This window comes from Streptomyces sp. NBC_01571, assembly GCF_026339875.1.
Classification (GTDB): domain Bacteria; phylum Actinomycetota; class Actinomycetes; order Streptomycetales; family Streptomycetaceae; genus Streptomyces.
Genome location: NZ_JAPEPZ010000001.1, coordinates 2,575,445 through 2,601,062, shown reverse-complemented (window position 1 = coordinate 2,601,062; position 25,618 = coordinate 2,575,445). Strand labels below are relative to the sequence as shown.

Here is a 25,618-nt window from a genome sequence, read left to right as displayed (position 1 = left end):
CAACCGGAAGCACGGGAAGAGATGTCGGCACCGAATAAGTCGTACGACCCTGTAGAGGTCGAGGCCTTGAAACCGGAAGAGATCGAGCGCATGCGGGACGAGGCGCTCGCCGCCTTCGCCGCCGCCGGTGACCTCGACGCGCTCCAGGAGGCCAAGGTCGCCCACACCGGCGGCACCTCACCGCTGGCCCTCGCCAACCGCGAGATCGGCGCCCTGCCCCCGCACGCCAAGGCCGCCGCCGGCAAACTCGTCGGCCAGGCCCGCGGCGCCGTGAACAAGGCCCTCACCGCCCGCCAGACCGAGCTGGAGGCCGAGCGTGACGCCCGGGTACTGGTCGAGGAGGCGGTGGACGTCACGCTGCCGTACGACCGGGTACCGGCCGGAGCGCGCCACCCCCTGACCACGCTGTCGGAGCGCATCGAGGACGTCTTCGTTGCCATGGGCTACGAGGTCGCCGAGGGCCCCGAGGTCGAGGCCGAGTGGTTCAACTTCGACGCCCTGAACATCGGCCCGGACCACCCGGCGCGCGGTATGCAGGACACCTTCTTCGTGAAGGGCCCCAAGGGCCGCGAAGAGGAGTCGAACATCGTGCTGCGCACCCACACCTCGCCGGTGCAGATCCGCTCGATGCTCGACCGCGAGCCCCCGGTCTACGTGATCTGCCCGGGCCGCGTGTACCGCTCCGACGAGCTGGACGCCACGCACACGCCCGTCTTCACCCAGGTCGAGCTCCTGGCCATCGACGAGGGCCTGACCATGGCCGACCTCAAGGGCACCCTCGACCACATGGTCCAGTCGCTCTTCGGCTCCGACATGAAGACCCGGCTGCGCCCGAACTTCTTCCCGTTCACCGAGCCGTCCGCCGAGATGGACATGGTGTGCTACGTCTGCCGCGGCGACTCCGTCGGCAACCCCGACCGGCCCTGCCGCACCTGCTCCTCCGAGGGCTGGATCGAACTCGGCGGCTGCGGCATGGTCAACCCCCGCGTGCTGGTCGCCGCGGGCGTCGACCCCGAGAAGTACAGCGGATTCGCCTTCGGGTTCGGCATCGAACGGATGCTGATGTTCCGCCACAACGTCGAAGACATGCGAGACATGGTCGAGGGTGACGTCCGGTTCACCCGGCCGTTCGGGATGGAGATCTGATGCGGGTCCCGCTTTCTTGGCTGCGGGAGTACGTCGACCTGCCGGCGACGGAGACCGGGCGCGACGTCCAGGCCAAGCTCATCTCGTCCGGCCTCGAGGTCGAGACCGTCGAGCAGCTCGGCGCGGGCCTCAAGGGCCCCCTCGTCGTCGGCGAGGTGCTGACCATCGAGGAGCTGGAGGGCTTCAAGAAGCCCATCCGCTTCTGCACCGTCGACGTCGGCACCGCCAACGGCACCGGTGAGCCCCAGGAGATCGTCTGCGGCGCCCGCAACTTCGCCGTCGGCGACAAGGTCGTCGTGGTCCTGCCGGGCGCCGTCCTGCCCGGCGACTTCGCGATCGCCGCACGCAAGACGTACGGCAGGACGTCGCACGGCATGATCTGCTCCGGCGACGAGCTGGGCATGGGCGACGACGGCAGCGGCGGCATCATCGTCCTGCCGCCCGAGCACGAGGTCGGCACCGACGCCATCGAGCTCCTGGAACTCGTCGACGAGGTCCTGGACATCGCCGTCACCGCCAACCGCGGCGACTGCCTGTCGATGCGCGGTGTCGCCCGCGAGACCGCCATCGCGTACGGGCTGCCCCTGCGCGACCCGGCGCTGCTCGACGTACCGGCCCCGAACGCCTTCGGCTACCCGGTGCAGGTCTCCGAGCCGCTCGGCTGCGACCGCTTCACCGCCCGCACCGTCACCGGCCTGTCCTCCGAGGCACGCTCCCCGATCTGGCTGCGGCGCCGGCTGCAGAAGGCCGGGATGCGTCCCGTCTCGCTCGCCGTCGACGTCACGAACTACGTGATGCTGGAGCTCGGCCAGCCCCTGCACGCGTACGACCGCTCGCTCATCCAGGGGACGATCGGCGTGCGCAGGGCGGAGCGGGGCGAGCGCCTCACCACGCTGGACGGCACCAAGCGGGTCCTCGACGCCGAGGACCTGGTGATCACCGACGACCGCGGGCCCATCGGCCTGGCGGGCGTCATGGGCGGTGCCGACACGGAGATCGCCGACCACGAGGACACCACGCGTGCCACCAGTGACGTCGTGATCGAGGCCGCGCACTTCGACCCGGTCTCCATCGCCCGCACCGCACGCCGTCACAAGCTGGCCTCCGAGGCGTCCAAGCGCTTCGAGCGGGGCGTCGACCCGCAGGCCTCCTCCGCCGCCGCGCAGCGCACCGTGGACCTGCTGGTCCTCCTCGCGGGCGGCAGCGCCGAGGCCGGGGTCACCGAGGTCATCACGCCGTCCGCGCCGCACACCATCACCGCCCCGGCGAACCACCCGGACAAGGTGGCCGGTGTCGCCTACGGCCGCGAGACCGTCGTACGCCGTCTCCAGCAGGTCGGCTGCGACGTCTACGGGCAGGACGAACTGATCGTCACCGTGCCGTCCTGGCGACCCGACCTGATGGCGCCGAACGATCTGGCCGAAGAGGTCATCCGCCTGGAGGGTTACGAGAACCTGCCCTCCACGCTGCCGCGGCCGCCCGCCGGCCGCGGTCTGACCGAGCGCCAGCGGCTGCACCGCCGGGTCGGGCGCGCGCTGGCCGGAGCCGGACTCGTCGAGACCCTGAACTACCCGTTCCTCAGCGAGGACGTCTTCGACCAGCTCGGTCTGGAAGCGGACGACCCGAACCGCCGGGTGGTCACGCTCGTCAACCCGCTGTCCGACGAGGAGCCGGCCCTCCGTACGACGCTGCTGCCGGGCCTGCTCGGCGCGCTGCGCCGCAACGACGGCCGCGGGTCGCACGACCTGGCGCTGTTCGAGACCGGACTGGTCTTCCACCCCCGCGGGGAACAGCGCGTCGCCTCCCGGCTCCCGGTGGACCGGCGTCCCACGGACGAGGAGATCGCGGCGCTCACCGCCACCCTCCCCGTCCAGCCCCGGCACGTCGCGGTCGTCCTCACGGGCGCCCGTGAGCAGGCCGGCTGGTGGGGCAAGGGCCGTCCGGCCGACTGGGCCGACGCGGTGGAGGCGGCACGGACCGTCGCCCGTGAGGCGGGCGCCGAGCTCGTCGTCCGCGCGGGCCGTTACGGGCCGTGGCACCCGGGCCGCTGCGCCGAGCTGGCCGTCGTGCTCGACGGCGAGGAGCGGGTCATCGGTCACGCGGGTGAGCTGCACCCGCGCGTGCTGAAGGCGCTGAACCTGCCCGGGCGCACCTGTGCGATGGAACTCGACCTCGACCGGCTGGAGGAGGCGGGCGCCGGGGTCCTGCAGGCGCCGCGGATCTCCGGGTTCCCGGTCGCCACGCAGGACGTGGCCCTGGTCGTCGACCGAGGCGTTCCGCACGCGGAGGTGGAGGCGGCGCTGCGTGAAGGCGCGGGCGGCCTCCTGGAGTCCATCCGGCTGTTCGACGTCTACGAGAGCGAGCAGCTGGGCGAGGACAAGAAGTCCCTCGCCTACGCGATGCGCTTCCGCGCCGCCGACCGCACCCTGACCGTCGACGAGGCGTCGGCGGCCCGGGACGCGGCGGTGGCCCTCGCGGGCGAGCGGGTCGGGGCGGTGTTGCGGGCCTAGCTCCGCGGGGTGCGCCGGGGAACTGCGGGTCCTTGATCGGCTGCGGGTGGTTCGTGGCCGGTCGCGCAGTTCCCCGCCCGCCTTTCGGGGCGTGTTGCCCAGCTGGGTGGGCAGCCCGATGTACGCCCATTGATCCACCCGGGGTGCTGGACCCGCCCCTCAGGGGCGCGAGGAACTGCGCGACCAGCCACGAACCACCCGCACCCGACAGGCTGCGCCCCCCTGCCCTCGCCCCCCCCGCGCAGGGCCACCGCGAGGGCGGTCACCTGCATAAATGCACGCGAGGGGAAGTGCCTCACTCGTTCGGGTGGGAAGTTCGGGCCTTGTGGCCCGATCGGGGTATGCGGTCGACAGAATCGGACCGGTCTCACGGAGGCCGTCTGCGCTGTCGGGCCTATTAGGGGGCCATCGGCATGATCCGTATCAAGGCTGGGGCCCCCGGCAGGGCGCGGTTCCGGACGCATGCGCGAGGGCCCGCCCGGACGGGCGTCGGCCTGCGCGGCGATCTCGACCGGTCGGTCCGGCGGGCCGACCGACCGCCCCTGCGGCGGGCGCTGAGTCTGGGGTTGCCCACCGTCTGGGGCGCGATCGCGATCACGTACAGGATGACCTGTCCGCTGGGCCAGCAGGACGCGCTGGGGCCCCGGATGGCGTCCAGCGCCGTCTTCTTGGTGGTGGGAACGGGACTGATACTCCACGTCAGGTGGACGCTCCTGCGCGAACTCAGACAGGTCCGCGAGGTCGCGGGCGTCGCCCAGAGCGTGCTGCTGCGCCCGCCGCCCCCGCGCGTCGACGGGCTGAACGTCGCCGCGGCCCAGCTCTCCGCGGACCGCGGCGCGAACATCGGCGGTGATCTCTACGAGGTGATCGCCACCGAGCACGGGGTGCGGGTCGTCATGGGTGACGTCCGCGGGCACGGCCTCGGCGCGCTCGGGACCGTCGCCGCCGTCCTCGGCAGTTTCCGCGAGGCGGTGCACGACGAGCCCTCACTCGGGTGTGTGCTCGGGCGTCTGGAGCGTGCCCTGGCCCGGCATCTGAGCGAGCGGGCGAAGGCCGAGCACCCCGCGGCGGGCCCGGACCCCGAGAGCCCGGTCGCCGAGGAGTTCGTCACCGTACTGCTGCTGGAGATCCGCCGGGACGGCGAGATCTATGCGCTGAACTGCGGTCACCCCTGGCCGTATCTGCTGCCCGGCCACGCCGCACCGGCGGGCGGCCACCGCCGCGTCGAGCGGCTGTCGGCCGCCGAACCCCTGCCGCCGCTCGGGCCGTTCCCGCTCCCGGCGGAGCTGACCCTCGTGCACTGCGGTCGACTGCTGCCGGGCGAGGGGCTGTTCCTGCACACCGACGGCGTGGAGGACGCACGCGACGGCCACGGCCGGTTCTTCCCGCTGTCGAGCGCGCTGACCGAAGCCGTCCGGATCCAGCCCGCCGCACCCCAGTTCGTCCTGCACAGTGTTCTCAAGGGGCTGCTGCGCCACACGCGCGGCAGACCCGCCGACGACGTGGCCGTCCTGGTTCTGCGCAACGACCGCCCGCGCACCCCCGTGCGGCAGGACCGCCCGGTCGCTCATCAGATGCCCCGCTAGCGGTGTCGCGGACGCCGGGACCGAGTGACGAGCCACGAGACGCTCGCAGTTGACGGACCGTCACCATGACGCCGTACAGCCGGCGGAGCCGTCCGCCCCGCCACGGAGTGTCGGGCAGGCGGCTGGGCGGACGGCGCGGTAGCGGGCCGCCGCACTGTACGAGGGGGAGCCGGCGGCCCGGCCGGCCTCTTGCGAGGCATTTCAGTCAACCGGCCCGGCACACACCGCGACAGCGCGCGCACGGCACGGATACGGGCATTCCGTTCACACCCCGTGTGAAGCGGGACGCACTACCCTGACGACGCCGACCGCAGCGACGGCACGGCACCGACGGCACCGAGCCACCCGGGGGGCCCTCATGCAGCCCAACACTCTCCTCGACGCGATTCTCGACGAGGCCGGCATCTCGCACGCGGGACTGGCGGCCCATGTCAACCAGGCGGGGAGGGCACGCGGCCTCGCCCTCAGGTACGAACACACGGCCGTGGCGCGGTGGTTGAAGGGCCAGCGCCCGCGCGGCCAGGTGCCCGACCTGATCTGTGAAGTGCTCGCGGCGCGCCTGCACCGGCCCGTCACGCTCGACGACATCGGACTCGGCGTACCGGGCGAGCCGTCCGCTCCGCACGCCACCTCCCTCTCCGGCTTCGTCGAGCGGGCCACCGCCCTGTGGCGCTCCGACGAACAGCAGCGCCCGCACATCCTCGGCGCACCGGCCGTCACCGGTACGCCCGCCGTGATGCCGGTGTGGGAGTGGGAGAACCCGCCCGAGGACGTGGACGTCTCGCGCGGCGGGCGCCATCACGTGAGCATGGCCGACATCGAGATGCTGCGCTCGGCCCGCGCGCACTACGAGCAGATGTACCGCAAGGCCGGCGGCGTCGCGACCCGCACCCGGATCGTCGGCTTCCTCAACGCCGAGACCGCGCCCCTGCTGCGCGGCGGCTACACCGACGCCACCGGCCGCCAACTGCACCGTGCGACGGGCGGCCTCGTCGCCGTCGCCGGTATCTGCGCCTACGACTCCGACGCGCACGGGCTCGCCCAGCGCTACTTCCACCAGGCGCTGCGGCTGGCCAAGGCCAGCGGGGACCGTGGGCTGGGCGCCTACGTCATAGCGTTGCTGGTCAACCAGTCGCTGTTCATGCGGGAGTACCGGCAGTCCGTCGCCTTCGCGGAGGCCGCGCTGCGCGCCGCCGGACGCCACATCACCCCCGCGCTCGCCTCCGACCTCTACGCCATGCAGGCCAAGGCGTACGCCCACCTCGGCGACGGCAGCAGCGCGTTGTCCTGCATCCGGCGCGCAGAGCAGGCCGCCGAGCGGATCCGGCGCGGTTACGAGCCCGACGAGACCGGCTATGTCCAGCCAGGTCTGGTCAACGTACAAGTGGCGGAGGCGCTGCTCAGCCTCGGTGACCTGGTGGCCGCGGCCGCGCACGCCGCCGCGGCCGTGGACACCCCGGCGCACGACCGGGGGAGGGTGCACCGGCTCGCCATGCTGAGCCAGATCGAGCTGCGCCAGGGCAATGCCGACAAGGCGGTGGCCACCGCCGTCCAGATGGCCGAGCAGGCGCGCGGAATGGAGTCCCAACGGCTGCGGGACAGACTGCGCGCGGTACGCGAACACCTGGTGCGCAGCGGCTGTGCGGGCACGGCCGAGGCAGCCGAACTCATCGACGGAGCACTGCGCGTACCGCTCTAGACCACCGGGTCCGCCCCCGCACCGTGCGCCGCTGTGCGCCTGCTGTCAGGCCGCTTCTGCTGCGATATTGCCATCTACTCGGCGGAAGGTGGCAGAACCGTGCAGTGGACGAAACTGAACGAACAAACTGTGTACGAAAACCGCTGGTTCAGCGTCAATCTCGCAGATGTCGAGTTGCCGGACGGCCGGCATCTCGATCACTTCCTGATACGGCTGCGGCCCGTGGCCGTGGCCACCGTGGTGAACGACGCCAACGAGGTGCTGCTCCTGTGGCGGCACCGGTTCATCACCGACAGTTGGGGGTGGGAACTCGCGGCGGGCGTCGTCGAGGACGGCGAGGACATCGCCGTCGCGGCGGCCCGCGAACTGGAGGAGGAGACCGGCTGGCGACCGGGACCCCTGCGCCATCTGATGAGCGTCGAGCCCTCCAACGGGCTCACCGACGCCCGGCACCACATCTTCTGGGCCGACGAAGGCACGTACATCGGACACCCCGTGGACGACTTCGAGTCCGACCGTCGGGAATGGGTTCCCCTCAAACTCGTCCCCGACATGGTCGCCCGCGGCGAGGTCCCGGCCGCCAACATGGCTGCCGCGCTACTCCTCCTGCACCACCTCAGGCTCGGGCAGGACGCGTTGCCCTGATCGATCCTCCGGCGTCCGGGGCCGCAGGGCCGGTCGTCTGGATCATGCGGCGGGACGCCGACAAGGCACCGCGCCTCGGTGCCACCTGATCCGGACGACAGGCCCTAGTGGCCCAGAGCCTGCCAGACCGCCACGGCGAGTGCGCCGACGGCCGTGATGGCCGCGACCGCGGGCAGGGGCCAGCGGGTGTGTTCCATCGCGACGACGCGTGTGCTCAGGTCGTCCACGTCCTTGGCGGTCTGTTCGGCGCGGTGACTGAGCAGGGTCAGTCCTCCCTCGACGCGGGCCTGTGCCACGTCGAGTCTGCGGCGTAACTCTGCGAGTTCTCCATGGACCACGGGATGCTCCGGGTCGGCGGTCACGTGTCCGCTCCTTTCCGTAGTCGTCACATCCCTTACATGTGCACGGAAAGTCAACTCGCCTGGTGGGTACGTGGGGAGCGTGTGCGAGCGGCATATGCGGGCCCGGCGCGCACACGGCGTGTGAATGGCGCGGGCCCGGCACCGCGACCGGTGCCGGGCCCGCGTGAGCATCGACCCACGTGGTCGGACGGCGGGAGGGGGAGGTCAGGCGTAGGTGTAGAACCCCGAACCCGACTTCCGGCCGAGCCGTCCGGCGTCCACCATGCGCTGGAGCAGCGGGGGCGCGGCGTACAGCGGCTCCTTGTACTCCTCGTACATCGAGTACGCGACCGAGGCCACGGTGTCCAGGCCGATCAGGTCGGAGAGCTTGAGCGGGCCCATCGGGTGGGCGCAGCCCAGCTCCATGCCGTTGTCGATGTCCTCGCGGCTGGCGATGCCCGACTCGAACATCCGGATCGCGGAGAGCAGATACGGGATCAGCAGCGCGTTGACCACGAAGCCGGAGCGGTCCTGGGCGCGGATCGCGTGCTTGCCGAGGGCCTTCTCGGCGAACAGCTGCGCCCGGCCGAGGGTGCCCTCGGAGGTGGTCAGTGCCGGGATCAGCTCGACGAGCTGCTGCACCGGCGCCGGGTTGAAGAAGTGGATGCCGACGACCTGGTCGGGGCGCGAGGTGGCGACGGCGAGCCGGACCAGCGGAATCGAGGAGGTGTTCGAAGCGAGGATCGCGTCCTGCCGGGTCACCACCTGGTCGAGGACCTGGAAGATCTCGGTCTTCACCTGCTCGTTCTCGACGACGGCCTCGATCACCAGGTCGCGGTCGGCGAACTCGCCGAGGTCGGTGGTGAAGCTCAGCCGGTCCTGGGTGGCCGCGAGCTCGTCGGCGGAGATCTTCCCGCGCTCGGCCGCCTTGGAGAGGGAGTTGAACAGCCGGGTACGGCCGATCTCCAGGGCCTCGCCCGTGGTCTCGGCGACCTTGACGTCAAGACCCGCACGGGCGCACACCTCGGCGATGCCCGCTCCCATCTGGCCGCAGCCCACCACTCCGACGCGTTCGATGTCGGTCACATCGTCCCCTTCGCTGATCTACGGGCCTGGCAGGTCCCCCGTTGTTCGGTGCCTGCTCCGATCGTGCACGTTACTCCGAAGTATCGATGATCGATCGCCCGGGGCGGGCATGCTGGGCGACGGCGGAACGATCCGTGACCGGGCGGGTCCACAGGGTAAGAGGAGTGCGCGGATGGGGCGGGTGTCACGGCGGACGTTCACGGTGGCCGCGGCGGCGTTCGCGGGTTCGGCCACCACGGGCGACTCGGTGGCGGGAACCGGGATCGCGGGCACCCCCGGGCCGCCCGGCCGGAGGAGGGCCGCACCCGCGGAGCTGCGCGGCATGTGGCTGGCGACCGTCCTGAATCGCGACTGGCCCTCGCGGACCGGGCTCTCCCCGGACCGACAGCGTGCCGAACTCGTCGGCCACCTCGACACCGCGGTCCGCTGCCGTCTCAACGCCGTGATGTTCCAGGTGCGCCCCGCCGCCGACGCCCTGTGGCCCTCGGCGTACGAGCCGTGGTCGCAGTACCTCACCGGCGTCCAGGGCCGGGACCCCGGCTGGGACCCGCTCGGTACCGCGGTCACCGAGGCCCACGCGCGGGGTCTGGAACTGCACGCCTGGTTCAACCCGTACCGGATCGCCCCGCACACCGACCCGGGCAGGCTGGCGCCGAACCATCCGGCGCGCACGCACCCCGGCTGGGTCGTCCGGTACGGCGGGAAGATGTACTACAACCCCGGACTGCCGGCCGTGCGGACGTTCGTGCAGGACGCGATGCTCGACGCGGTGCGCAAGTACCCGGTCGACGCGGTGCACTGGGACGACTACTTCTATCCGTACCCGGTCGCCGGACAGGCCTTCGACGACGACGCGGCGTACGCGGCGTACGGCGCGGGCTTCCCGGACCGGGCCGCCTGGCGGCGCGACAACATCGACAGACTGGTGCGGGAGATGGGCGACCGCGTCCGGCAGATCCGCCCCGGCACGCGTTTCGGCATCAGCCCGTTCGGAGTGTGGCGCAACGCCGCGCGCGACCCGCACGGCTCGGACACCCGGGCCGGCGTGCAGACGTACGACGATCTGTACGCCGACACCAGGAAGTGGGTCCGTGAACACTGGGTCGACTACATCTGCCCGCAGGTCTACTGGAATCTCGGCTTCGCCGCCGCCGACTACGCGAAGCTCGTGCCCTGGTGGGCGGCCGTCACCCAGGGCACCGGCGTGCGGCTGTACGTCGGCGAGGCGGTCTACAAGGCCGGGGACCCGGCGCAGCCCGCGGCCTGGCAGGACCCGGCCGAGCTCTCCCGGCACCTCACCTTCGCACGGAAGTACGCGGAGGTGCGCGGGCACGTCTTCTTCTCCGCCAGGGGGGTCGGTTCCGATCCCCTCGGCGCGATGACACGGGTCGTCGCCGACCACTACGGGCAGCCGGCGACACCCGTGCGCTGAATCCCCGCACGGGGTCACCGGCCCAATGGGGAGCGCCCCGGACGCAGTGACCGTGCGGGCACGCCCTGGTGGCGGGACTACCGCATGGGGTCCTTGTGCCGGATCTCGGAGTCGGGGCCGGGAGAGCAGACTGCCTCGTGCCCGTCCGGGAAACGGACGCGGTACGGGGGAGTCCCCTCCTTGCCCATGACCTGGGTGATCTCCGCGACCTTGTCGTGCTGTCCGACAACCCTGCCGTGCTGCACGAGCTGGTCGCCCTCGGTTGCGCGCATCTGAGGTCTCCCTCGCCAGTTGCGGGAGTGGTGGACCGTGGCCGTGAAGCCCACGGCTGGTGGTGCCGGTCGAACCGGCACCCGCGTGCTGCTCAGCCCCGCGCTCGCTGGGTGAGGGCGATGCAGACCAGCACGGCCGCCGCCGTCAGGGGCGCGGCCGGTGTGAGCCGCTCGCCGAGGAGCAGTACCGACCACACCAGTGTGAGCAGCGGCTGCGCGAGCTGCAACTGGCTGGCCTTCGGGATCCCGATCGCCGCCATGCCGCGGTACCAGACGACCAGCCCCAGGAACTGCGAGCCGACCGCCACCCACAGCAGCCCCGTCACACTGTGCGCCGACAGCCGCGCGGGCTCGTACGACAGCGCCATCAGCGCGCCCGGCAGCGAGAGCGGCAGGCACAGGACCAGTGCCCAGCCGATCACCTGCCACCCCGGCATCGCCCGGGCCAGCCTGCCACCCTCGGTGTAGCCCGCCGCGCAGATCAGCAGCGCGCCGAAGAGGTAGGCGTCCGCCCTGGTCAGCGCTCCGCCGCTCTGCTGCACGGTGAACGCGATCACGGCGGCCGCGCCCGCGAGAGCGGCGCCCCAGAACAGCCGGGAGGGCCGCGCGCCGGTGCGCAGCGCCGAGAACAGCGCCGTCGTCAGGGGCAGCAGGCCGACGACCACGGCCGCGTGGGCGGTGGTGGACGTCCGCAGCGCGAGCGTCGTCAGCAACGGGAAGCCCAGCACCACGCCCGCGGCGACCACGGCGAGCCCCGCCCGGTACTCCCGTGCCGGTACGGGCACGCGCAGCGCCAGCAGGCAGCCGCCCGCGACGACGGCGGCGAGGGCGCTGCGCACGGCGACCAGCGACCAGGGACCGAAGCCCTCCAGGCCCCAGGCGGTCGCGGGGAAGGTGAGGGAGAAGGCGGTGACGCCGAGGGCGGCCTGGAGGGTGCCGGAGCGGCGGTCGGCCCGGGTGTCCACCTCGGGGGTGGTGACCGCTATCTCCGACCCCTGGATAGCGCTACTCTGTGCTCTCATGCAGCAGAGTAGCAGCGTGGCGGAATTGGCGAAGCAGCTGCGACGGGAAGTCGACCGCTACTCGCCTGGTGGAAAGCTGCCGTCGAGCAGAGCTCTCGTGGAGCGGTTCAGGGTGAGCCCGGTGACCGTGTCGCGAGCGCTTGCGCAGCTCGTCGCGGAGGGGCTGGTGGTCACCAGACCGGGGGCCGGCGCCTTCCGGGCAAGCCCCCGGCCCCCCGCCCCGCCGGCGGGGGACACCTCCTGGCAGGAGGTCACGCTGAGCGCGGACGCCGCGGCCGAACTCGTCCCGCGCACGGTGGACGCCTCCGGAGTCCTGGCCACGCTGGCCGCCCCGCCGGCCGGTGTCGTCGAGTTCAACGGTGGCTATCTGCACCCCTCGCTCCAGCCCGAGCGGGCCATGGGAGCGGCCCTGTCCCGGGCGGGCCGCCGCCCCGGCGCCTGGTCCCGGCCGCCGGTGGAGGGGCTCGCGGAGCTGCGCGAGTGGTTCGCGCGCGGGATCGGCGGTGCGGTCACGGCCGCGGAGGTGCTCGTCACGGCGGGCGGTCAGTCGGCGCTCACCACCACCCTGCGCGCGCTCGCCCCGCCCGGCGCACCGGTCCTCGTCGAGTCCCCCACCTACCCGGGCATGCTGGCCATCGCCCGCGCGGCCGGACTGCGCCCCGTGCCGGTCCCGGTGGACGCCGACGGGGTGAAGCCGGACCTCCTCGCCGACGCCTTCAGAGCCTCCGGCGCCCGGGTCTTCGTCTGCCAGCCACTGTTCCAGAACCCCACCGGGGCCGTGCTCGCCCCCGAGCGGCGGGGCGCGGTGCTGCGGATCGCGCGCGAGGCCGGCGCGTTCGTGGTCGAGGACGACTTCGTGCGCCGGCTCGTGCACGAGGACGCGGGACCGCTGCCGCGGCCCCTGGCCGCCGAGGACGCCGACGGTGTCGTGGTGCACGTCGGTTCCCTGACCAAGGCGACCTCGCCGAGCTTCCGGGTCGGCGTGCTGGCCGCGCGCGGACCGGTCCTGGAGCGGCTGCGCGCCATCCAGGTCGTCGAGACCTTCTTCGTGCCGCGTCCGCTTCAGGAGGCCGCGCTCGAACTCGTCGGATCGCCGGCCTGGCCGCGTCATCTGCGGTCCGTCTCCGCCGAGTTGAGAAACCGGCGGGACACCATGACCGCCGCGCTGCGGCTACGGCTGCCCGAACTCGCCCTGCCGTACATCCCGTCCGGCGGCTACCACCTGTGGCTCCGGCTGCCCGACGGCACCGACGAGTCCGCGCTGGCCGCCGCGGCCCTGCGGGCGGGCGTGGCCGTCACCCCCGGCCGCCCCTACTTCAGCGCCGAACCCCCGGCCGCCCACCTCCGCCTGAGCTTCGCGGCGGTCGCCGGCACGGAGGAGATCACGGAGGGCGTACGACGGTTGCGCGCCGCCTGCGACGAGTCGCTGCGCTGAGCCGGTGCCGCCTGTGACGAGTTGCCGTGCTGACTTGTGCCGTCGTGACGGGATGCCGTACGGACCCTCGCCGTTCGTGACGTGTCGCTGCGCTGAGCCGGTGCCGCCTGCGGCGAGTTGCCGTGCTGACTTGTGCCGTCGTGACGGGATGCCGTACGGACCCTCGCCGTTCGTGACGTGTCGCTGCGCTGAGCCGGTGCCGCCTGTGACGAGTTGCCGTGCTGACTTGTGCCGTCGTGACGGGATGCCGTACGGACCCTCGCCGTTCGTGACGTGTCGCTGCGCTGAGCCGGTGCCGCCTGTGACGAGTTGCCGTGCTGACTTGTGCCGTCGTGACGGGATGCCGTACCGACCCTCGCTGTCCGTGACGTGTCGCTGCGCTGAGCCGGTGCCGCCTGTGACGAGTTGCCGTGCTGACTTGTGCCGTCCGTGACGGGATGCCGTACCGACCCTCGCTGTCCGTGACGTGTCGCTGCGCTGAGCCGGTGCCACCTGCGGCGAGGCGTCGCGCCGTCCGGGACGAGTCGCCGCGGCGAATCCGCGCCTCCCCCCGACGGCGTGCCACGCAGCCCCCTGCTTCTCGCGCGGGACGAAAATCGCTCGACCTCACCGCCCCGGCCTGCGACCCTCCCCGCATGACCGACCCACAGCAGCTCCCCGGCGGCTACGAGATCTCCGCCGATCCGGCCCGCATCGACGTCGCCCGCGTGCACCACTGGCTCTCCACGGACGCGTACTGGGCCCTCGGCCGGCCCCGCGATAGGCAGGAGCGCGCGATCGCGGGCTCGCTCAACTTCGGGGTGTACGACGGCTCGTCGGGCGAGCAGGTGGCGTACGCCCGAGTGGTCACCGACGAGGCGACCTTCGCCTGGCTGTGCGACGTCTACGTCGTCCCGTCCGTCCGCGGCAAGGGGCTGGGCTCAGCCCTGGTGGCAGCGGTCCGCGACCACCTCGAACCCTTCGGCGTGCCCCGGGTCCTGCTCGCCACGCACGATGCGCACGGCGTCTACGAGAAGATCGGCTTCAGGCCGCTGGACCGCCCCGACCGGTGGATGGCCCTCGTACCGCGGTAAGCCCGCGAATACCGTGCGTAGCACCCCTTGACCTGCGGAGTCCCGCGCTCCACGATCTGCGCATGCATCTTCGGGTCACGTTCGTCGCTGCCGCGCGCAGTTCGTCGTTGCTCGCCGAGCGTTTCGAGGACGACCGGCCGCTGGACCAGGCCGGCTGGGACGAGGTGCAGCGCGCCGCCCCCGAACTGGTGCCGCTGGCGGCGGCCGAGCTGCGCTACTGCTCACCGACCCCGCGCAGCCGCGCCACCGGCGACGCGCTCGGCTACGCGCCGCTGGTCCAACCCGCGCTGCGCGACTGCGACATGGGCCGCTGGCGCGGGTTCACCCTGGGCGAGGCGATGGCCCGCGAGCCGTCGGCCGTGGACGCCTGGCTGGCCGACCCGCGCTCCGCCCCGCACGGCGGCGAGTCCCTGATGTCCTTCATCTCCCGTGTCGGCAGCTGGCTCGACACCCGCCCGGCGGACGACGGCGGCCGGATCGTCGCGGTCGCGGAGCCGTCCGTGGTGCGGGCCGCGCTCGTCTACGCGCTGCGGGCCCAGCCGACGACGTACTGGAACATCGACGTCCGCCCCCTGTCGACGATGACCCTCACCGGGCACAACGGCCGCTGGAACCTGCGCCTGGAGGCGTCGACGCAAGGTGTCTAGTGCCGCGGCACCAGCGCGCCTCTACGTCGTTCCGGGCGCTGATCTCCGGGCCGTTCTCAGTGCGGCCGCGTGTACTCGGTGGTGAGGATCAGGTCCTTGGCGGGGCCGCCCACCCGCCACACCGTGCGCCAGCGGTCCGCGTCGAACACCGTGAACTCGCCCCGGTAGAGGTCCGCCGCGCAGGGGTGGTCGGCGACGTGCCGGCCGGTGGTCAGGTCCAGGTCGTGGAAGGGACGGCCGTCGGAGAACCGGACGGCCGCGGTGCCCGCGCGCTGTCCGGGCAGGAACCACAGCGTGCGCTCCGCCGGTCTGGACGTGCCCTGCCAGCTGAAGACGCCGGACTCGTGATGGAGCAGGCCGTCGCCCCCGTCGTCGAGCGGCGAGAAAGCGGTCGTCCCGGTGAAGCGCCCGTCCGCGCCGCTCGCGCGATCCCGCACCGAGCGCTCGACCCGCCAGTTCCCGGTCAGGTACGCCAGTACGTCGGGCACCGGCCAGAACTCACCCACGGGCTGCTCACGACCGCCGGCGGGGCTTGCCCCGCCGACCGCTCTTGGCGCCACCGGAGCCGCCGCGGGAGCTCTTGCCGCCCGCCGTGCCGCCCGCCCTGCCGCCCGCGGGCTTCTTCCGCCCGCCGCCCGCCTCGGGACGCTTGCCCTTGCCCGAAGCCGATGTCGCGCCAGAAGCCGCGTCCGATGCGGACGCCGACGTCTGCGAGCGTCCGCGTGAGCTGTTGACGGTCCGGCCCCGGACGATCCCGATGAAGTCCTCCACCAGATCGGTGGTCGCCTCCTCCGGCCAGGACAGCGCGACGCGCGACTCGGGGGCGTCCGTGAGCGGCCGGTAGGTGAGGTCCTTGCGGTGGTGCAGGCGCGCGAGCGACTGGGGCACGACGAGCAGCCCGACGCCCGCCGCGACGAGCTCGACGGCGTCCTCGGTGGTGGCGGGACGCTCGAACGCGGGCCGGCCCGGCGGCCGCTCCCAGCCGAGGGTGTCGTCGAGCGGGTGCAGCACGATGTCGTCGGCCAGATCCTCGGCGGTCACCTCGTCGACCGCCGCCACGACGTGATCCCTGGGGACCACGACGACCGTGGTCTCGGTGTAGAGCGGGATCGCGCTGAGGTCCTCCCGGTCGACCGGCAACCGTACGAATCCGGCGTCGGCGCCGCGGTCCCGCAGCACGTCGAACGCCTCGGCGGCGGACACCGCGACGAGGGTCAGGGGGACGTCGGGCAGCCGCTCGTTCCAGATCCGCACCCACTTCGTGGGCGTCACTCCCGGGACATAGGCGAGCCGGAACGAAGGAGGTACTTCCGAGCCTGTCACCTCGCCAGGCTATCGGTCGTGGTCGGAGGTCGCGCACACGCTCGATACCCTTGACACCATGACGTCGCACCAGACCACCCAGACCATGAAGCCCGCCACCGCGGCGAAGAAGCTGGGTGTGTACCTCGAAGCCACCCCCGCCGAGTTCCAGGAGGGCGTCGTCTCGCGCGCCGAGCTGAACGCGCTGCAGACCGACCCGCCCGCGTGGCTGCAGGAACTGCGACGCAACGGCCCGCACCCCCGGCCCGTGGTCGCCGCGCGGCTGGGCATCTCCATCGCCGGGCTCGCGCGCGGCGGGGTCACCGAGCCGCTCACCACGGAGCAGATCGACGCGCTGAAGCAGGACGACCCCGGGTGGCTGCGCCGGGAGCGCGCCACCCAGGCCGAGGTCCGCAAGGAAGAGGAGCGCATCAAGGAGCGGAACGCGCAGCGCGCCGCCCAGCCCCGCGACGCACGCTCCTGACCTCCGCCACCACCTCCCGGGCTCCGCTTCCCCGCCTCCCTTTTTCCTTCGCTGGTTTCGTTCGCTGGTTTCCTTCCCGGGGCAGGGAGGACCGGGCCACCCGTGCCGCGGCCTACGCTGTGCGCATGGGTGGGACCACGTGGTGAGTGACCGGACCGAGCCCCGCGCGCGTTTCCGATGACCGCCGGTCCGGGCTCCGCCGGTCCTGCCGACTCCGCGCACCTCGCGCACACCTCGCCGACCCGTGACCCGTGACCCGTGTCATGGGTCTCCCCATGACCTCGTTGCATAAACGTGCATCGATACGTATAGTCATGCCATCTAGGAGGAGGGTTCCATGGCGGTACGCGCAGCAGTGGCGGGAGCGAGTGGGTACGCGGGCGGCGAGGCGCTGCGCCTGCTCCTGGCGCACCCCGAGGTCGAGATCGGCGCCCTGACCGGCAACTCCAACGCGGGCCAGTGCCTGGGCGCGCTCCAGCCGCATCTGCTGCCGCTCGCCGACCGCGTCCTGGAGCCGACGACCGCCGAGGTGCTGGCCGGGCACGACGTCGTGTTCCTCGCGCTGCCCCACGGGCAGTCCGCGGCCGTCGCCGAGCAGCTCGGACCGGATGTCCTCGTCGTCGACATGGGCGCCGACTTCCGGCTCAGGAACCCGGCCGACTGGGAGAGGTTCTACGGGTCGCCGCACGCCGGCACCTGGCCCTACGGCCTTCCCGAACTGCCGGGCGGCCGCGCCGCGCTGGAGGGGTCCAAGCGCATCGCGGTGCCCGGTTGCTACCCGACGGCCGTCTCCCTCGCGCTCTTCCCGGCCTACGCGGGCGGACTCGCCGAGCCCGAGGCGGTGATCGTCGCCGCCTCGGGAACGTCCGGCGCGGGCAAGGCGGCCAAGCCCCATCTGCTCGGCAGCGAGGTCATGGGCTCCATGTCCCCGTACGGCGTCGGCGGCGGCCACCGGCACACCCCCGAGATGATCCAGAACCTGAGCGGTGCCGCGGGCGAGCCCGTCGCCGTCTCCTTCACCCCGACTCTCGCCCCGATGCCCCGCGGCATCCTCGCCACGTGCAGCGCCAGGGCCAGGGCCGGGGTCACCGCCGAGGCCGTGCGGGCCGCGTACGAGAAGACGTTCGCGGACGAGCCGTTCGTCCGGCTGCTGCCCGAGGGGCAGTGGCCCGCCACCTCGTCCGTCTACGGTTCCAACGCCGTTCAGATCCAGGTCGCACACGACGAAGCCACGCACCGCATCATCGCGATCAGCGCCATCGACAACCTGACCAAGGGCACGGCCGGCGGGGCCGTCCAGAGCATGAACATCGCCCTCGGGCTCCCCGAGGAGCTGGGTCTCACCACGATCGGAGTGGCACCGTGAGCGTCACCGCCGCCAAGGGCTTCACCGCCTCCGGCATCGCCGCAGGCATCAAGGAGAACGGCAACCCGGACCTGGCCCTCGTGGTCAACAACGGGCCCCGTCTGGCCGCCGCGGGCGTCTTCACCTCCAACCGCGTGAAGGCCGCGCCGGTGCTCTGGTCCGAACAGGTACTCAAGGGCGGCCGGGTCTCCGCCGTCGTCCTCAACTCCGGCGGCGCCAACGCCTGTACGGGCCCCAAGGGCTTCCAGGACACCCACGCCACCGCGGAGAAGGCCGCCGCGGTGCTCGACGTCGACGCCGGCGCGGTCGCGGTGGCGTCCACCGGACTCATCGGCGTCCTCCTGCCGATGGACAAGGTGCTCGCCGGCGTGGAGACGGCCGCGGCCCAGCTCGGCCCGCACGGCGGCGAGAAGGCCGCCATCGCCATCAAGACCACCGACACCGTGCACAAGACGTCGGTGCGCACCGGCGACGGCTGGACCGTGGGCGGCATGGCCAAGGGCGCGGGCATGCTCGCACCGGGCCTCGCCACCATGCTCGTCGTCCTCACGACCGACGCGGACGTGGACACCGAGACCCTCGACGGAGCCCTGCGCGCCGCCACCCGCACCACCTTCGACCGAGTCGACTCCGACGGCTGCATGTCGACCAACGACACCGTGCTGCTGCTCGCCTCCGGCGCCTCGGAGATCACCCCCGACCCCGCGGAGTTCGCCGAGGCCGTACGGGCGGTCTGCGACGACCTCGGTCAGCAGCTCATCCGGGACGCCGAGGGTGCCAGCAAGGACATCAAGGTCGAGGTCGTGGGCGCCGCGACCGAGGAGGACGCCGTCGAGGTGGGCCGCTCCATCGCCCGTAACAACCTCCTCAAGTGCGCGATCCACGGCGAGGACCCCAACTGGGGGCGTGTCCTGTCCGCCATCGGCACCACCGGGGCCGCCTTCGAGCCGGACCAGCTGAACGTCGCCATCAACGGCGTGTGGGTCTGCAAGAACGGCGGGGTGGGCGAGGACCGCGAGCTCGTCGACATGCGCTACCGCGAGGTCCACATCGTCGCCGACCTCGCCGCGGGCGCCGCCACCGCCACCATCTGGACCAACGACCTCACCGCGGACTACGTCCACGAGAACAGCGCCTACTCCTCATGAGCCACATGACGCGGAAGCACACCGCACTCCCCAAGGCCCAGATCCTCATCGAGGCGCTGCCCTGGCTGACCCGCCACCGCGGCAAGACCGTCGTCATCAAGTTCGGCGGCAACGCCATGATCGACGAGGAGCTGAAGGCCGCCTTCGCACAGGACGTCGTCTTCCTGCACCACGCCGGGCTCAAGCCCGTCGTCGTGCACGGCGGCGGGCCGCAGATCAGCGCACAGCTCGACCGGCACGGCATCGTCAGCGAGTTCAAGGCCGGCCTCAGGGTGACCACCGAGGACGCCATGGACGTCGTACGGATGGTGCTTGCCGGACAGGTGCAGCGCGAGCTGGTCGGACTGCTCAACCAGCACGGACCGCTCGCCGTCGGCATGACCGGCGAGGACGCGCACACCATCACCGCCACCAAGCACCTGCCCGAGATCGACGGCGAACTGGTCGACATCGGCCGGGTCGGCGAGATCACCGACATCGACACGGGTGCCATCGAGGCGCTGCTCGTCGACGGCCGGATCCCGGTCGTCTCCTCGATCGCCCGCTCCCAGGACGACGGACATGTCTACAACGTCAATGCTGATACGGCGGCTGCGGCACTCGCTGCGGCACTTGGCGCCGAAACCCTCATGGTCCTCACGGACGTCGAGGGCCTCTACGAGGACTGGCCCCACAGCGACGAGGTGATCAGCCGCCTGACCGCCTCCGAGCTGGAGAAGCTGCTGCCCGAGCTGGCCAGCGGCATGGTGCCGAAGATGCGGGGCTGTCTGCACGCCGTGCGCAACGGCGTCACCACGGCCCGCGTCATCGACGGCCGGGTCCAGCACTCGATCCTGCTGGAGATCTTCACCGACGAGGGGATCGGCACGATGGTCGTGCCGGACGCGCACCAGGGGGACGCCGTATGACCGCCAACCAGGAACTGACCGAGCGGTGGCAGGGCTCCCTCATGGACAACTACGGCACCCCGCGGCTGCCCCTCGTCCGCGGCGCGGGCACCCGGCTGTGGGACGCCGACGGCAAGGAGTACCTCGACTTCGTCGGCGGCATCGCGGTCAACGCCCTCGGCCACGCCCACCCGGCGATCGTCGAGGCGGTCAGCAACCAGATCGCCTCGCTCGGCCATGTCTCCAACCTCTTCGTCGCCGAGCCGCCCGTCGCGCTCGCCGAACGGCTGCTCCAGCTCTTCGGCCGCGACGGCAGGGTCTACTTCTGCAACTCGGGTGCCGAGGCCAACGAGGGCGCCATCAAGATCGGCCGGCTGACCGGCCGCGGGCACATGGTGGCGACCCGGGGCGGTTTCCACGGCCGGACCATGGGCGCCCTCGCGCTCACCGGCCAGCCCGGCAAGCAGGAGCCCTTCCGGCCGCTGCCCGGTGACGTCACACACGTTCCGTACGGCGACGCGCAGGCGCTGGCCGCGGCCGTCACCGACGAGACGGCGCTCGTCGTCATCGAGCCGATCCAGGGCGAGAACGGTGTGGTCGTGCCCCCGGCCGGCTACCTCAAGGCGGCCCGCGCGATCACCGCCGCCAGCGGTTCGCTGCTGGTCCTCGACGAGGTGCAGACCGGAATCGGCCGGACCGGCCACTGGTTCGAGTACCAGGCACACGAGGGCGTCCTGCCGGACGTCGTCACGCTCGCCAAGGGCCTCGGCGGCGGACTGCCGCTGGGTGCGACCGTCGCGTTCGGCCGGGCCGCCGAGCTGCTGCGGCCCGGCCAGCACGGCACGACCTTCGGCGGCAACCCGGTCGTCTGCGCGGCCGGACTCGCCGTACTCGACACCATCGAGTCCGAGGGACTCCTCGAGAACGTGAAGCGTACGAGCGCCAGGCTGCGGGACGGGATCGAGTCACTCGGGCACCCGCTGGTCGACCACGTCCGGGGCGCCGGCCTGCTCCTGGGTATCGTGCTCACCGAGCCGCTCGCGCCTCAGGCGCAGCAGGCGGCTCAGGACGCCGGTCTCCTGGTGAACGCGCCCGCCCCCGATGTCGTACGGCTGATGCCCCCGCTGAACCTGAGCGACGACGAGGTGGACGTCCTGCTCGGAGCCCTTCCCGGCGTCCTCGACGCAGTCAACGGGGATGGATCCTGAGAAATGGGACGACGACGATGAGCCAGGCGCAGGACCACGAGCATGCCGGGCCTGCCGTGCCGCAGACCCGGACCGCACGCCACCGCCGGATCGTGGACATCCTCAACCGGCAACCGGTGCGCTCACAGAGCCAGTTGGCGAAGCTCCTCGCCGACGATGGGCTGAACGTCACCCAGGCGACGCTCTCCCGGGACCTGGACGAGCTGAACGCGGTGAAGATCCGCAACAACGACGGCGACCTCATCTACGCGGTACCGAGCGAGGGCGGCTTCCGCACCCCGCGCGTGCCCCTGGGGGAGTCGGCGAAGGAGGAGCGGATGCGCCGGCTCTCCTCCGAACTGCTGATCTCCGCGGAGGCGTCCGCGAACCTCGTGGTCCTGCGCACCCCTCCGGGGGCCGCGCAGTTCCTCGCCTCGGCGATCGACCAGGCGGAACTGCAGGACATCCTCGGGACGATCGCCGGCGACGACACACTGCTGCTGATCAGCCGGGACGCGACGGGTGGACAGGCGCTCGCCGACCATCTGCTGCGGCTGGCCCAGAACAACCACTGACGGGTACGGACCCAGAACAACCACTGGAGGGTACGGAAGTGGAGGGGCACCCCCGACCCGGGGGTGCCCCTCCACTCGCGTCCGTCCGCCTTCGACCGCGGGGCCCCCGGGGCCGGCCGCGCAGTGGCCCGCGCCCCTGCCAGGGCCACGGTGCCCCGACGGGGGCGCTCAGGTCACCCCAGCCGTTGGGCGAGGCCCCCGGTGCATCTCACCTCGTCGCCCGCCGTGATGAGCAGGGCCTCGATGTCCGGAAGGGACTCCAGCCAGCTCAGGGCCTCCCGGGAACCCATCGCGAAGGCGGCCGTCGCCCAGGCGTCCACCCAGGTCAGGCGGGGACCCACCACGGTCACGGCGACCAGGTCGGTGACCGCGGAGCGGCCGGTGCTCGGGTCGACGATGTGGGCGCCGCGCTCGGCGGTGCCGGAGGTGGCCACCGCCAGCTCCTCCACACCGGCGGCGGAGACCACGGCCGCGAGCCCACCGGGACGCAGCGGATCCGAGACGCCGACCCGCCAGGGACGGTGGGTGCCGGGAGCCCCGAACAGCTGGACGTCACCGCCCCCGTTCACGCTCACCCCGCTCGCGCCGGCCGCCGCCATGCGACGGGCCGCACGCTCGGTCGCCCAGCCCTTCACGAGACCGGTCGGGTCGAGCCGCCCCCCGTACCTCGTGCTGAACCAGCCCGCGCTCAGCCGCTCCGCCTCGGCGCACAGGTCGAGCACCTCGCCGACCTCCGGATCGCACTCCTCGACGCTCGACTCACCGCGTGCCAGGCGGGAGAGCTGGCTGTCCTCGCGATAGGTGCTGAACACCTCGTCCACCTTGTGGAGTTCGGCGACCGCCTCGTCCAACGCGGCCCGGACGAGGTCTGGTTCGCCGCCGCGCACGTCGAACGAGAAGACGGTGCCCATGACTTCTTCGGCGTGCCGCAGCGCGTGCGGCTCCTGGGAGGGGTCAGCCACCGGCCTTGTCCAGGGCCGACTGCAGGGACTGCTTGTATCCCGTGCTGGTGTAGGTCGCACCGGACACGGCGTCGATGTCGGCACTTCCGGCCGCGACGGCCTCCTGGTTGAGCTTGGGAACGGCCATCGCGGTCTTCTGGTCGCTCAGACCGCCCTTGGGCGCCTGGACGGCCTCGGCCTTGGTGATCTTGCCGCCGCTGACGCTGACACGGACCTGGACGGCGCCGTACTGGGTCTGGGCCACGCTTCCGGTGACGGTGCGGGCCTGCGTGGCGGGGGCCTGGGGCGCCGCGGAGGCACCGGACGAGCCCGTCGAGCCCGCGGCACCGGTGGACCCCGCCGACCCTGACGCCCCGCTGCCCTGGGCCTTCGCCTTGTCGAGCGCCGACTGCAGCGACTTCTTGTACCCGGCGCTGGTGTAGGTGGCACCGGACACGGCGTCGATGTCGGCGCTGCCCGCGGCGACGGCCTCCTGGTTGAGCCTGGGCACCGAGCTGTTGCTCACCTCGGTACTGCGGCCACCGCTCGGGATCTGGACGACCTCGGACCTGGTGACCTTGCCGCCCCTGACGGTGATACGGACCTGGACAGGACCGTACTGGGTCTGGGCGACGTCGCCGGTGACGGTCCCTGCCCCCGAGGACGACTGCTGCGCGCTGCCGCCCTGGGGCGACTCCTGCGCCGCCGACTGCCGCGGTGCGGCCGCGCCCTGCGCCGACGCCGGGTCGGAGGCGGGCTTCAGCGACAGCAGCAGGACGATCCCGGACACGGTGGCGGCACCGGCCAGCACGGCACGTCGAATGGGGTGGCTCTTCTTCATCGCTCCTGACTCCCGTCGCTCACATCTCGAACGACTCGTGATGGATGCGGCGGGCGGGAACCCCCGCGCCGCGCAGTGCCTGGTAGACCTGCTGCGCGAAGCCGGGCGGCCCGCACATGAAGACGTCGTGGCGGTCGATGTCCGGGAGCTTCCGGCTCAGGGTCTCCGCCGAGATGTCCGGACGCTCCCCCTCGGGACTGTTCACCGCGTACATCAGCCGGGCCCCGCGCTCCTCGGCGATCGAGGCCAGCTCGTCCCACAGGGCCAGGTCCTGGGTGGTGTTGGCCCGGTAGAGCAGCGTCAGATCGCCCGCCGAGCCGGGCAGTGTCTCGAACAGCGCCCGCATCGGCGTGATGCCGACACCGCCGGCCACCAGCAGCACCTTGCCGCGGCTGCGCTTGGCCGCCGTCAGCGCCCCGTAGGGGCCCTCGGCCCAGACCCGGGTGCCGGGCCGCAGGTCGCGCAGCGCGGAGCTGTGGTCGCCGATCGCCTTCACCGTGATGCGCAGCATGGTGGGGCGCGGCGCCGCCGACAGCGAGTACGGGTGCGAGCTGAGCCGCATGCCCGGTGCCAGGAAGCGCCAGCGGAAGAACTGCCCGGCCTCCGCACCCATGCGATGCAGTTTCCGGCCGCTGATCAGCACCGAGACGATGCCGGGCGTCTCCTCGACGACCGCCTCGACCCGCATCCGGTGCTTCAGGTTCAGCCGGATCGGGGCGAGGATCCGGTACCAGAGCACCAGCGCCGTCACCGATCCGTACAGCCCGTACCAGACGGTCTTCGCGGTCGGGTCGACGGCGAACTCGTTCCCCGTGGACAGCTGGTGCCAGAACGTCAGGAAGACGGCGGCGTAGGTGAGCAGGTGGATGTGGTACCAGGTGTCGTATCCCATCCTGCGGCGCACCGGACCCATCGAGAGCAGACCGATGACGAGCAGCAGACCGGTGCCGATCGCCGCCTTGCCCATGTCGGGCAGCTGGTTGATCGAGTCGATGGTCTGCTGGACGATGTCGCCGAAGCTCTTGCCCGCCTGCAGCGCGTAGCCCCACATGATCAGGACGAGGTGGGCGAGGACCAGACAGATCGTGTACCGGCCGCTCATCGCGTGCCAGCGCGCGACGCGGTCCGATCCCACCCGGCGCTCCAGGGCGGGCACCCGGGCCATCTGCAGCACGACCAGTGCCATCAGGTACCCGGCGAGCAGCCCCGTGATGCGGCCCGCGTTGAGGATCTTGCTGTTGTCGTCCGCGATGGACGGGGTGTTGCTCCACCACAGCCAGATGACCCCGGCCGCGCCCGCCCAGACGGCGAGCAGCAGGGGGACGGCGGGGGAGCGTAGTGGGCGGATTCGGCGCAGGGTCTGGCGCCGCGCGGCGCGGCCACCGGCGATCGTGGACAACGGTTCCTCCGTGGGCGTCCGTTGGGGACGGGGTGAGGGGAGGGGTCCCCTGGCCCAGAGATACGGGGCCCGGCGGCCGTGCGTTCAGAGGCCTGCCGAGTCCAGTGCCGATTGGAGGGACTGCTTGTATCCGTCGCTGGTGTACGAGGCCCCCGAGACGGAGTCGATCTGGGCGCTCTGCGCGGCCAGCGCCTCCCTCCTGAGCTGGGGAATTGCGTAACTGCTGATCTCCTGGTCCCGTGAGTTGTCCGAGGGATAGGAGACCGCGGTCACATCGGTGATCTTGCCGTTCTTCAGCGTGACGCGCACCTGGACGGGGCCCCAGCGGGTCTGGACCGTGTCACCGGTGATGGTCTTGGTGCCCGTGCTCTTCGCACTCCCGGACGAGCCTCCCGAGGAGCCTCCGGAAGAGCCTCCGGGCGAAGGTGACCGGGACGTCGACTGTGACTGTCCGGCGGAGGACGACGCCTGTGCCACGGTCGGCGGCGTGTGCGGCTTGAGCGACAGCAGCAGGACGACACCCGTGACGGTGGTCGCGGCCGCCAGCGTCACGCGGCGCAGCGGACGGTGCTTCTTCAGGGCGTGCATGACGGC

At 72.1% G+C, this 25,618-nt stretch carries 25 protein-coding genes; 15 read left to right on the top strand and 10 right to left on the bottom strand.

The window, feature by feature from the left end; genetic code table 11:
* The first annotated feature begins 21 nt into the window (after positions 1-21).
* The 5 genes from pheS to OHB41_RS11715 all read left to right on the top strand — a co-directional run bounded on the left by pheS (position 22) and on the right by OHB41_RS11715 (position 7,586).
* On the top strand, positions 22-1,146 hold the full coding sequence (gene pheS, locus OHB41_RS11735; RefSeq protein ID WP_266697834.1) for a phenylalanine--tRNA ligase subunit alpha: 1,125 nt from the start codon (positions 22-24) through the stop codon (positions 1,144-1,146).
* Positions 1,146-3,656 (top strand): phenylalanine--tRNA ligase subunit beta, encoded by a 2,511-nt coding sequence (pheT, locus tag OHB41_RS11730; protein WP_266697832.1) that lies wholly within the window; start codon positions 1,146-1,148, stop codon positions 3,654-3,656. Before pheS ends, pheT begins: the two co-directional genes overlap by 1 nt.
* 413 nt (positions 3,657-4,069) lie before the next feature.
* A complete protein-coding gene (locus OHB41_RS11725; protein WP_526024910.1) occupies positions 4,070-5,242 on the top strand; it encodes a PP2C family protein-serine/threonine phosphatase in 1,173 nt (390 codons plus the stop codon).
* A 358-nt stretch (positions 5,243-5,600) separates the two neighbouring features.
* On the top strand, positions 5,601-6,941 hold the full coding sequence (locus OHB41_RS11720; RefSeq protein WP_266697831.1) for an NsdA family TPR-like regulatory protein: 1,341 nt from the start codon (positions 5,601-5,603) through the stop codon (positions 6,939-6,941).
* A gap of 99 nt (positions 6,942-7,040) precedes the next feature.
* On the top strand, positions 7,041-7,586 hold the full coding sequence (locus OHB41_RS11715) for an NUDIX hydrolase (protein WP_266697829.1): 546 nt from the start codon (positions 7,041-7,043) through the stop codon (positions 7,584-7,586).
* 104 nt (positions 7,587-7,690) lie between these two features.
* On the opposite strand, the gene OHB41_RS11710 is transcribed toward OHB41_RS11715, so the two are convergent.
* The gene (locus OHB41_RS11710) at positions 7,691-7,948 is read right to left on the bottom strand and encodes a hypothetical protein (RefSeq protein WP_153291574.1); all 258 of its coding nucleotides are present in this window, start codon (positions 7,946-7,948) and stop codon (positions 7,691-7,693) included.
* Positions 7,949-8,152: 204 nt separating this feature from the next.
* Positions 8,153-9,013, bottom strand: a complete 861-nt coding sequence (locus OHB41_RS11705; RefSeq protein WP_266697827.1) for a 3-hydroxybutyryl-CoA dehydrogenase — start codon at positions 9,011-9,013, stop codon at positions 8,153-8,155.
* A 172-nt stretch (positions 9,014-9,185) separates the two neighbouring features.
* On the opposite strand from OHB41_RS11705, the gene OHB41_RS11700 reads away from it, so the two are divergent.
* On the top strand, positions 9,186-10,445 hold the full coding sequence (locus OHB41_RS11700; protein ID WP_266697826.1) for a glycoside hydrolase family 10-like protein: 1,260 nt from the start codon (positions 9,186-9,188) through the stop codon (positions 10,443-10,445).
* Between the two features lie 77 nt (positions 10,446-10,522).
* On the opposite strand, the gene OHB41_RS11695 is transcribed toward OHB41_RS11700, so the two are convergent.
* Entirely contained in the window at positions 10,523-10,717 is a 195-nt protein-coding gene (locus OHB41_RS11695) for a DUF1918 domain-containing protein (RefSeq protein WP_168527246.1), read from the bottom strand.
* 92 nt (positions 10,718-10,809) lie between these two features.
* Positions 10,810-11,739, bottom strand: a complete 930-nt coding sequence (locus OHB41_RS11690; protein ID WP_266697823.1) for a DMT family transporter — start codon at positions 11,737-11,739, stop codon at positions 10,810-10,812.
* On the opposite strand from OHB41_RS11690, the gene OHB41_RS11685 reads away from it, so the two are divergent.
* The 3 genes from OHB41_RS11685 (at position 11,738) to OHB41_RS11675 (ending at position 14,894) form a co-directional block, all read left to right on the top strand.
* Positions 11,738-13,174, top strand: a complete 1,437-nt coding sequence (locus OHB41_RS11685; protein WP_266697822.1) for an aminotransferase-like domain-containing protein — start codon at positions 11,738-11,740, stop codon at positions 13,172-13,174. The two genes, OHB41_RS11690 and OHB41_RS11685, sit on opposite strands and share 2 nt — an antisense overlap.
* Positions 13,175-13,809: 635 nt before the next feature.
* On the top strand, positions 13,810-14,247 hold the full coding sequence (locus tag OHB41_RS11680) for a GNAT family N-acetyltransferase (protein ID WP_266697821.1): 438 nt from the start codon (positions 13,810-13,812) through the stop codon (positions 14,245-14,247).
* A 62-nt stretch (positions 14,248-14,309) separates the two neighbouring features.
* Positions 14,310-14,894: a histidine phosphatase family protein gene (locus tag OHB41_RS11675; protein ID WP_266697819.1), complete on the top strand. Its 585-nt coding sequence runs from the start codon at positions 14,310-14,312 to the stop codon at positions 14,892-14,894.
* 56 nt (positions 14,895-14,950) lie between these two features.
* Here OHB41_RS11675 and OHB41_RS11670 read toward each other — a convergent pair whose 3' ends face one another.
* Together OHB41_RS11670 and OHB41_RS11665 are read right to left on the bottom strand one after the other, a co-directional pair.
* Positions 14,951-15,400, bottom strand: coding sequence for a DUF6314 family protein (locus tag OHB41_RS11670; RefSeq protein WP_266697818.1), 450 nt, complete (start codon positions 15,398-15,400; stop codon positions 14,951-14,953).
* Positions 15,401-15,407: 7 nt separating this feature from the next.
* Positions 15,408-16,217 (bottom strand): LysR substrate-binding domain-containing protein, encoded by an 810-nt coding sequence (locus OHB41_RS11665; RefSeq protein ID WP_266697816.1) that lies wholly within the window; start codon positions 16,215-16,217, stop codon positions 15,408-15,410.
* 58 nt (positions 16,218-16,275) lie between these two features.
* Here OHB41_RS11665 and OHB41_RS11660 point away from each other — a divergent pair, with 58 nt between their 5' ends.
* The 6 genes from OHB41_RS11660 (at position 16,276) to OHB41_RS11635 (ending at position 21,843) form a co-directional block, all read left to right on the top strand.
* Complete coding sequence (locus OHB41_RS11660) at positions 16,276-16,680, top strand: DUF5997 family protein (RefSeq protein ID WP_266697815.1); 405 nt, start codon at positions 16,276-16,278, stop codon at positions 16,678-16,680.
* Between the two features lie 337 nt (positions 16,681-17,017).
* Positions 17,018-18,046 (top strand): N-acetyl-gamma-glutamyl-phosphate reductase, encoded by a 1,029-nt coding sequence (gene argC, locus OHB41_RS11655; RefSeq protein ID WP_266697813.1) that lies wholly within the window; start codon positions 17,018-17,020, stop codon positions 18,044-18,046.
* Positions 18,043-19,194 carry a bifunctional glutamate N-acetyltransferase/amino-acid acetyltransferase ArgJ gene (argJ, locus tag OHB41_RS11650; RefSeq protein WP_266697812.1) on the top strand — a complete coding sequence of 384 codons (1,152 nt, stop codon included), beginning with the start codon at positions 18,043-18,045 and terminating at the stop codon, positions 19,192-19,194. Before argC ends, argJ begins: the two co-directional genes overlap by 4 nt.
* Complete coding sequence (gene argB, locus OHB41_RS11645; protein ID WP_266697811.1) at positions 19,191-20,102, top strand: acetylglutamate kinase; 912 nt, start codon at positions 19,191-19,193, stop codon at positions 20,100-20,102. The genes argJ and argB overlap by 4 nt, the downstream gene beginning before the upstream one ends.
* Positions 20,099-21,289, top strand: a complete 1,191-nt coding sequence (locus tag OHB41_RS11640) for an acetylornithine transaminase (RefSeq protein ID WP_266697809.1) — start codon at positions 20,099-20,101, stop codon at positions 21,287-21,289. The genes argB and OHB41_RS11640 overlap by 4 nt, the downstream gene beginning before the upstream one ends.
* 17 nt (positions 21,290-21,306) lie before the next feature.
* A complete protein-coding gene (locus OHB41_RS11635) occupies positions 21,307-21,843 on the top strand; it encodes an arginine repressor (protein ID WP_266697807.1) in 537 nt (178 codons plus the stop codon).
* A gap of 173 nt (positions 21,844-22,016) precedes the next feature.
* Here OHB41_RS11635 and OHB41_RS11630 read toward each other — a convergent pair whose 3' ends face one another.
* The 4 genes from OHB41_RS11630 to OHB41_RS11615 all read right to left on the bottom strand — a co-directional run bounded on the left by OHB41_RS11630 (position 22,017) and on the right by OHB41_RS11615 (position 25,612).
* Positions 22,017-22,754: an FAD:protein FMN transferase gene (locus OHB41_RS11630; RefSeq protein WP_526025041.1), complete on the bottom strand. Its 738-nt coding sequence runs from the start codon at positions 22,752-22,754 to the stop codon at positions 22,017-22,019.
* A 43-nt stretch (positions 22,755-22,797) separates the two neighbouring features.
* Positions 22,798-23,625, bottom strand: a complete 828-nt coding sequence (locus tag OHB41_RS11625; RefSeq protein WP_266697803.1) for an FMN-binding protein — start codon at positions 23,623-23,625, stop codon at positions 22,798-22,800.
* A gap of 19 nt (positions 23,626-23,644) precedes the next feature.
* Complete coding sequence (locus OHB41_RS11620; RefSeq protein ID WP_266697802.1) at positions 23,645-25,024, bottom strand: ferredoxin reductase family protein; 1,380 nt, start codon at positions 25,022-25,024, stop codon at positions 23,645-23,647.
* Between the two features lie 84 nt (positions 25,025-25,108).
* Complete coding sequence (locus OHB41_RS11615; protein WP_266697801.1) at positions 25,109-25,612, bottom strand: FMN-binding protein; 504 nt, start codon at positions 25,610-25,612, stop codon at positions 25,109-25,111.
* Between the last annotated feature and the right edge of the window lie 6 nt (positions 25,613-25,618).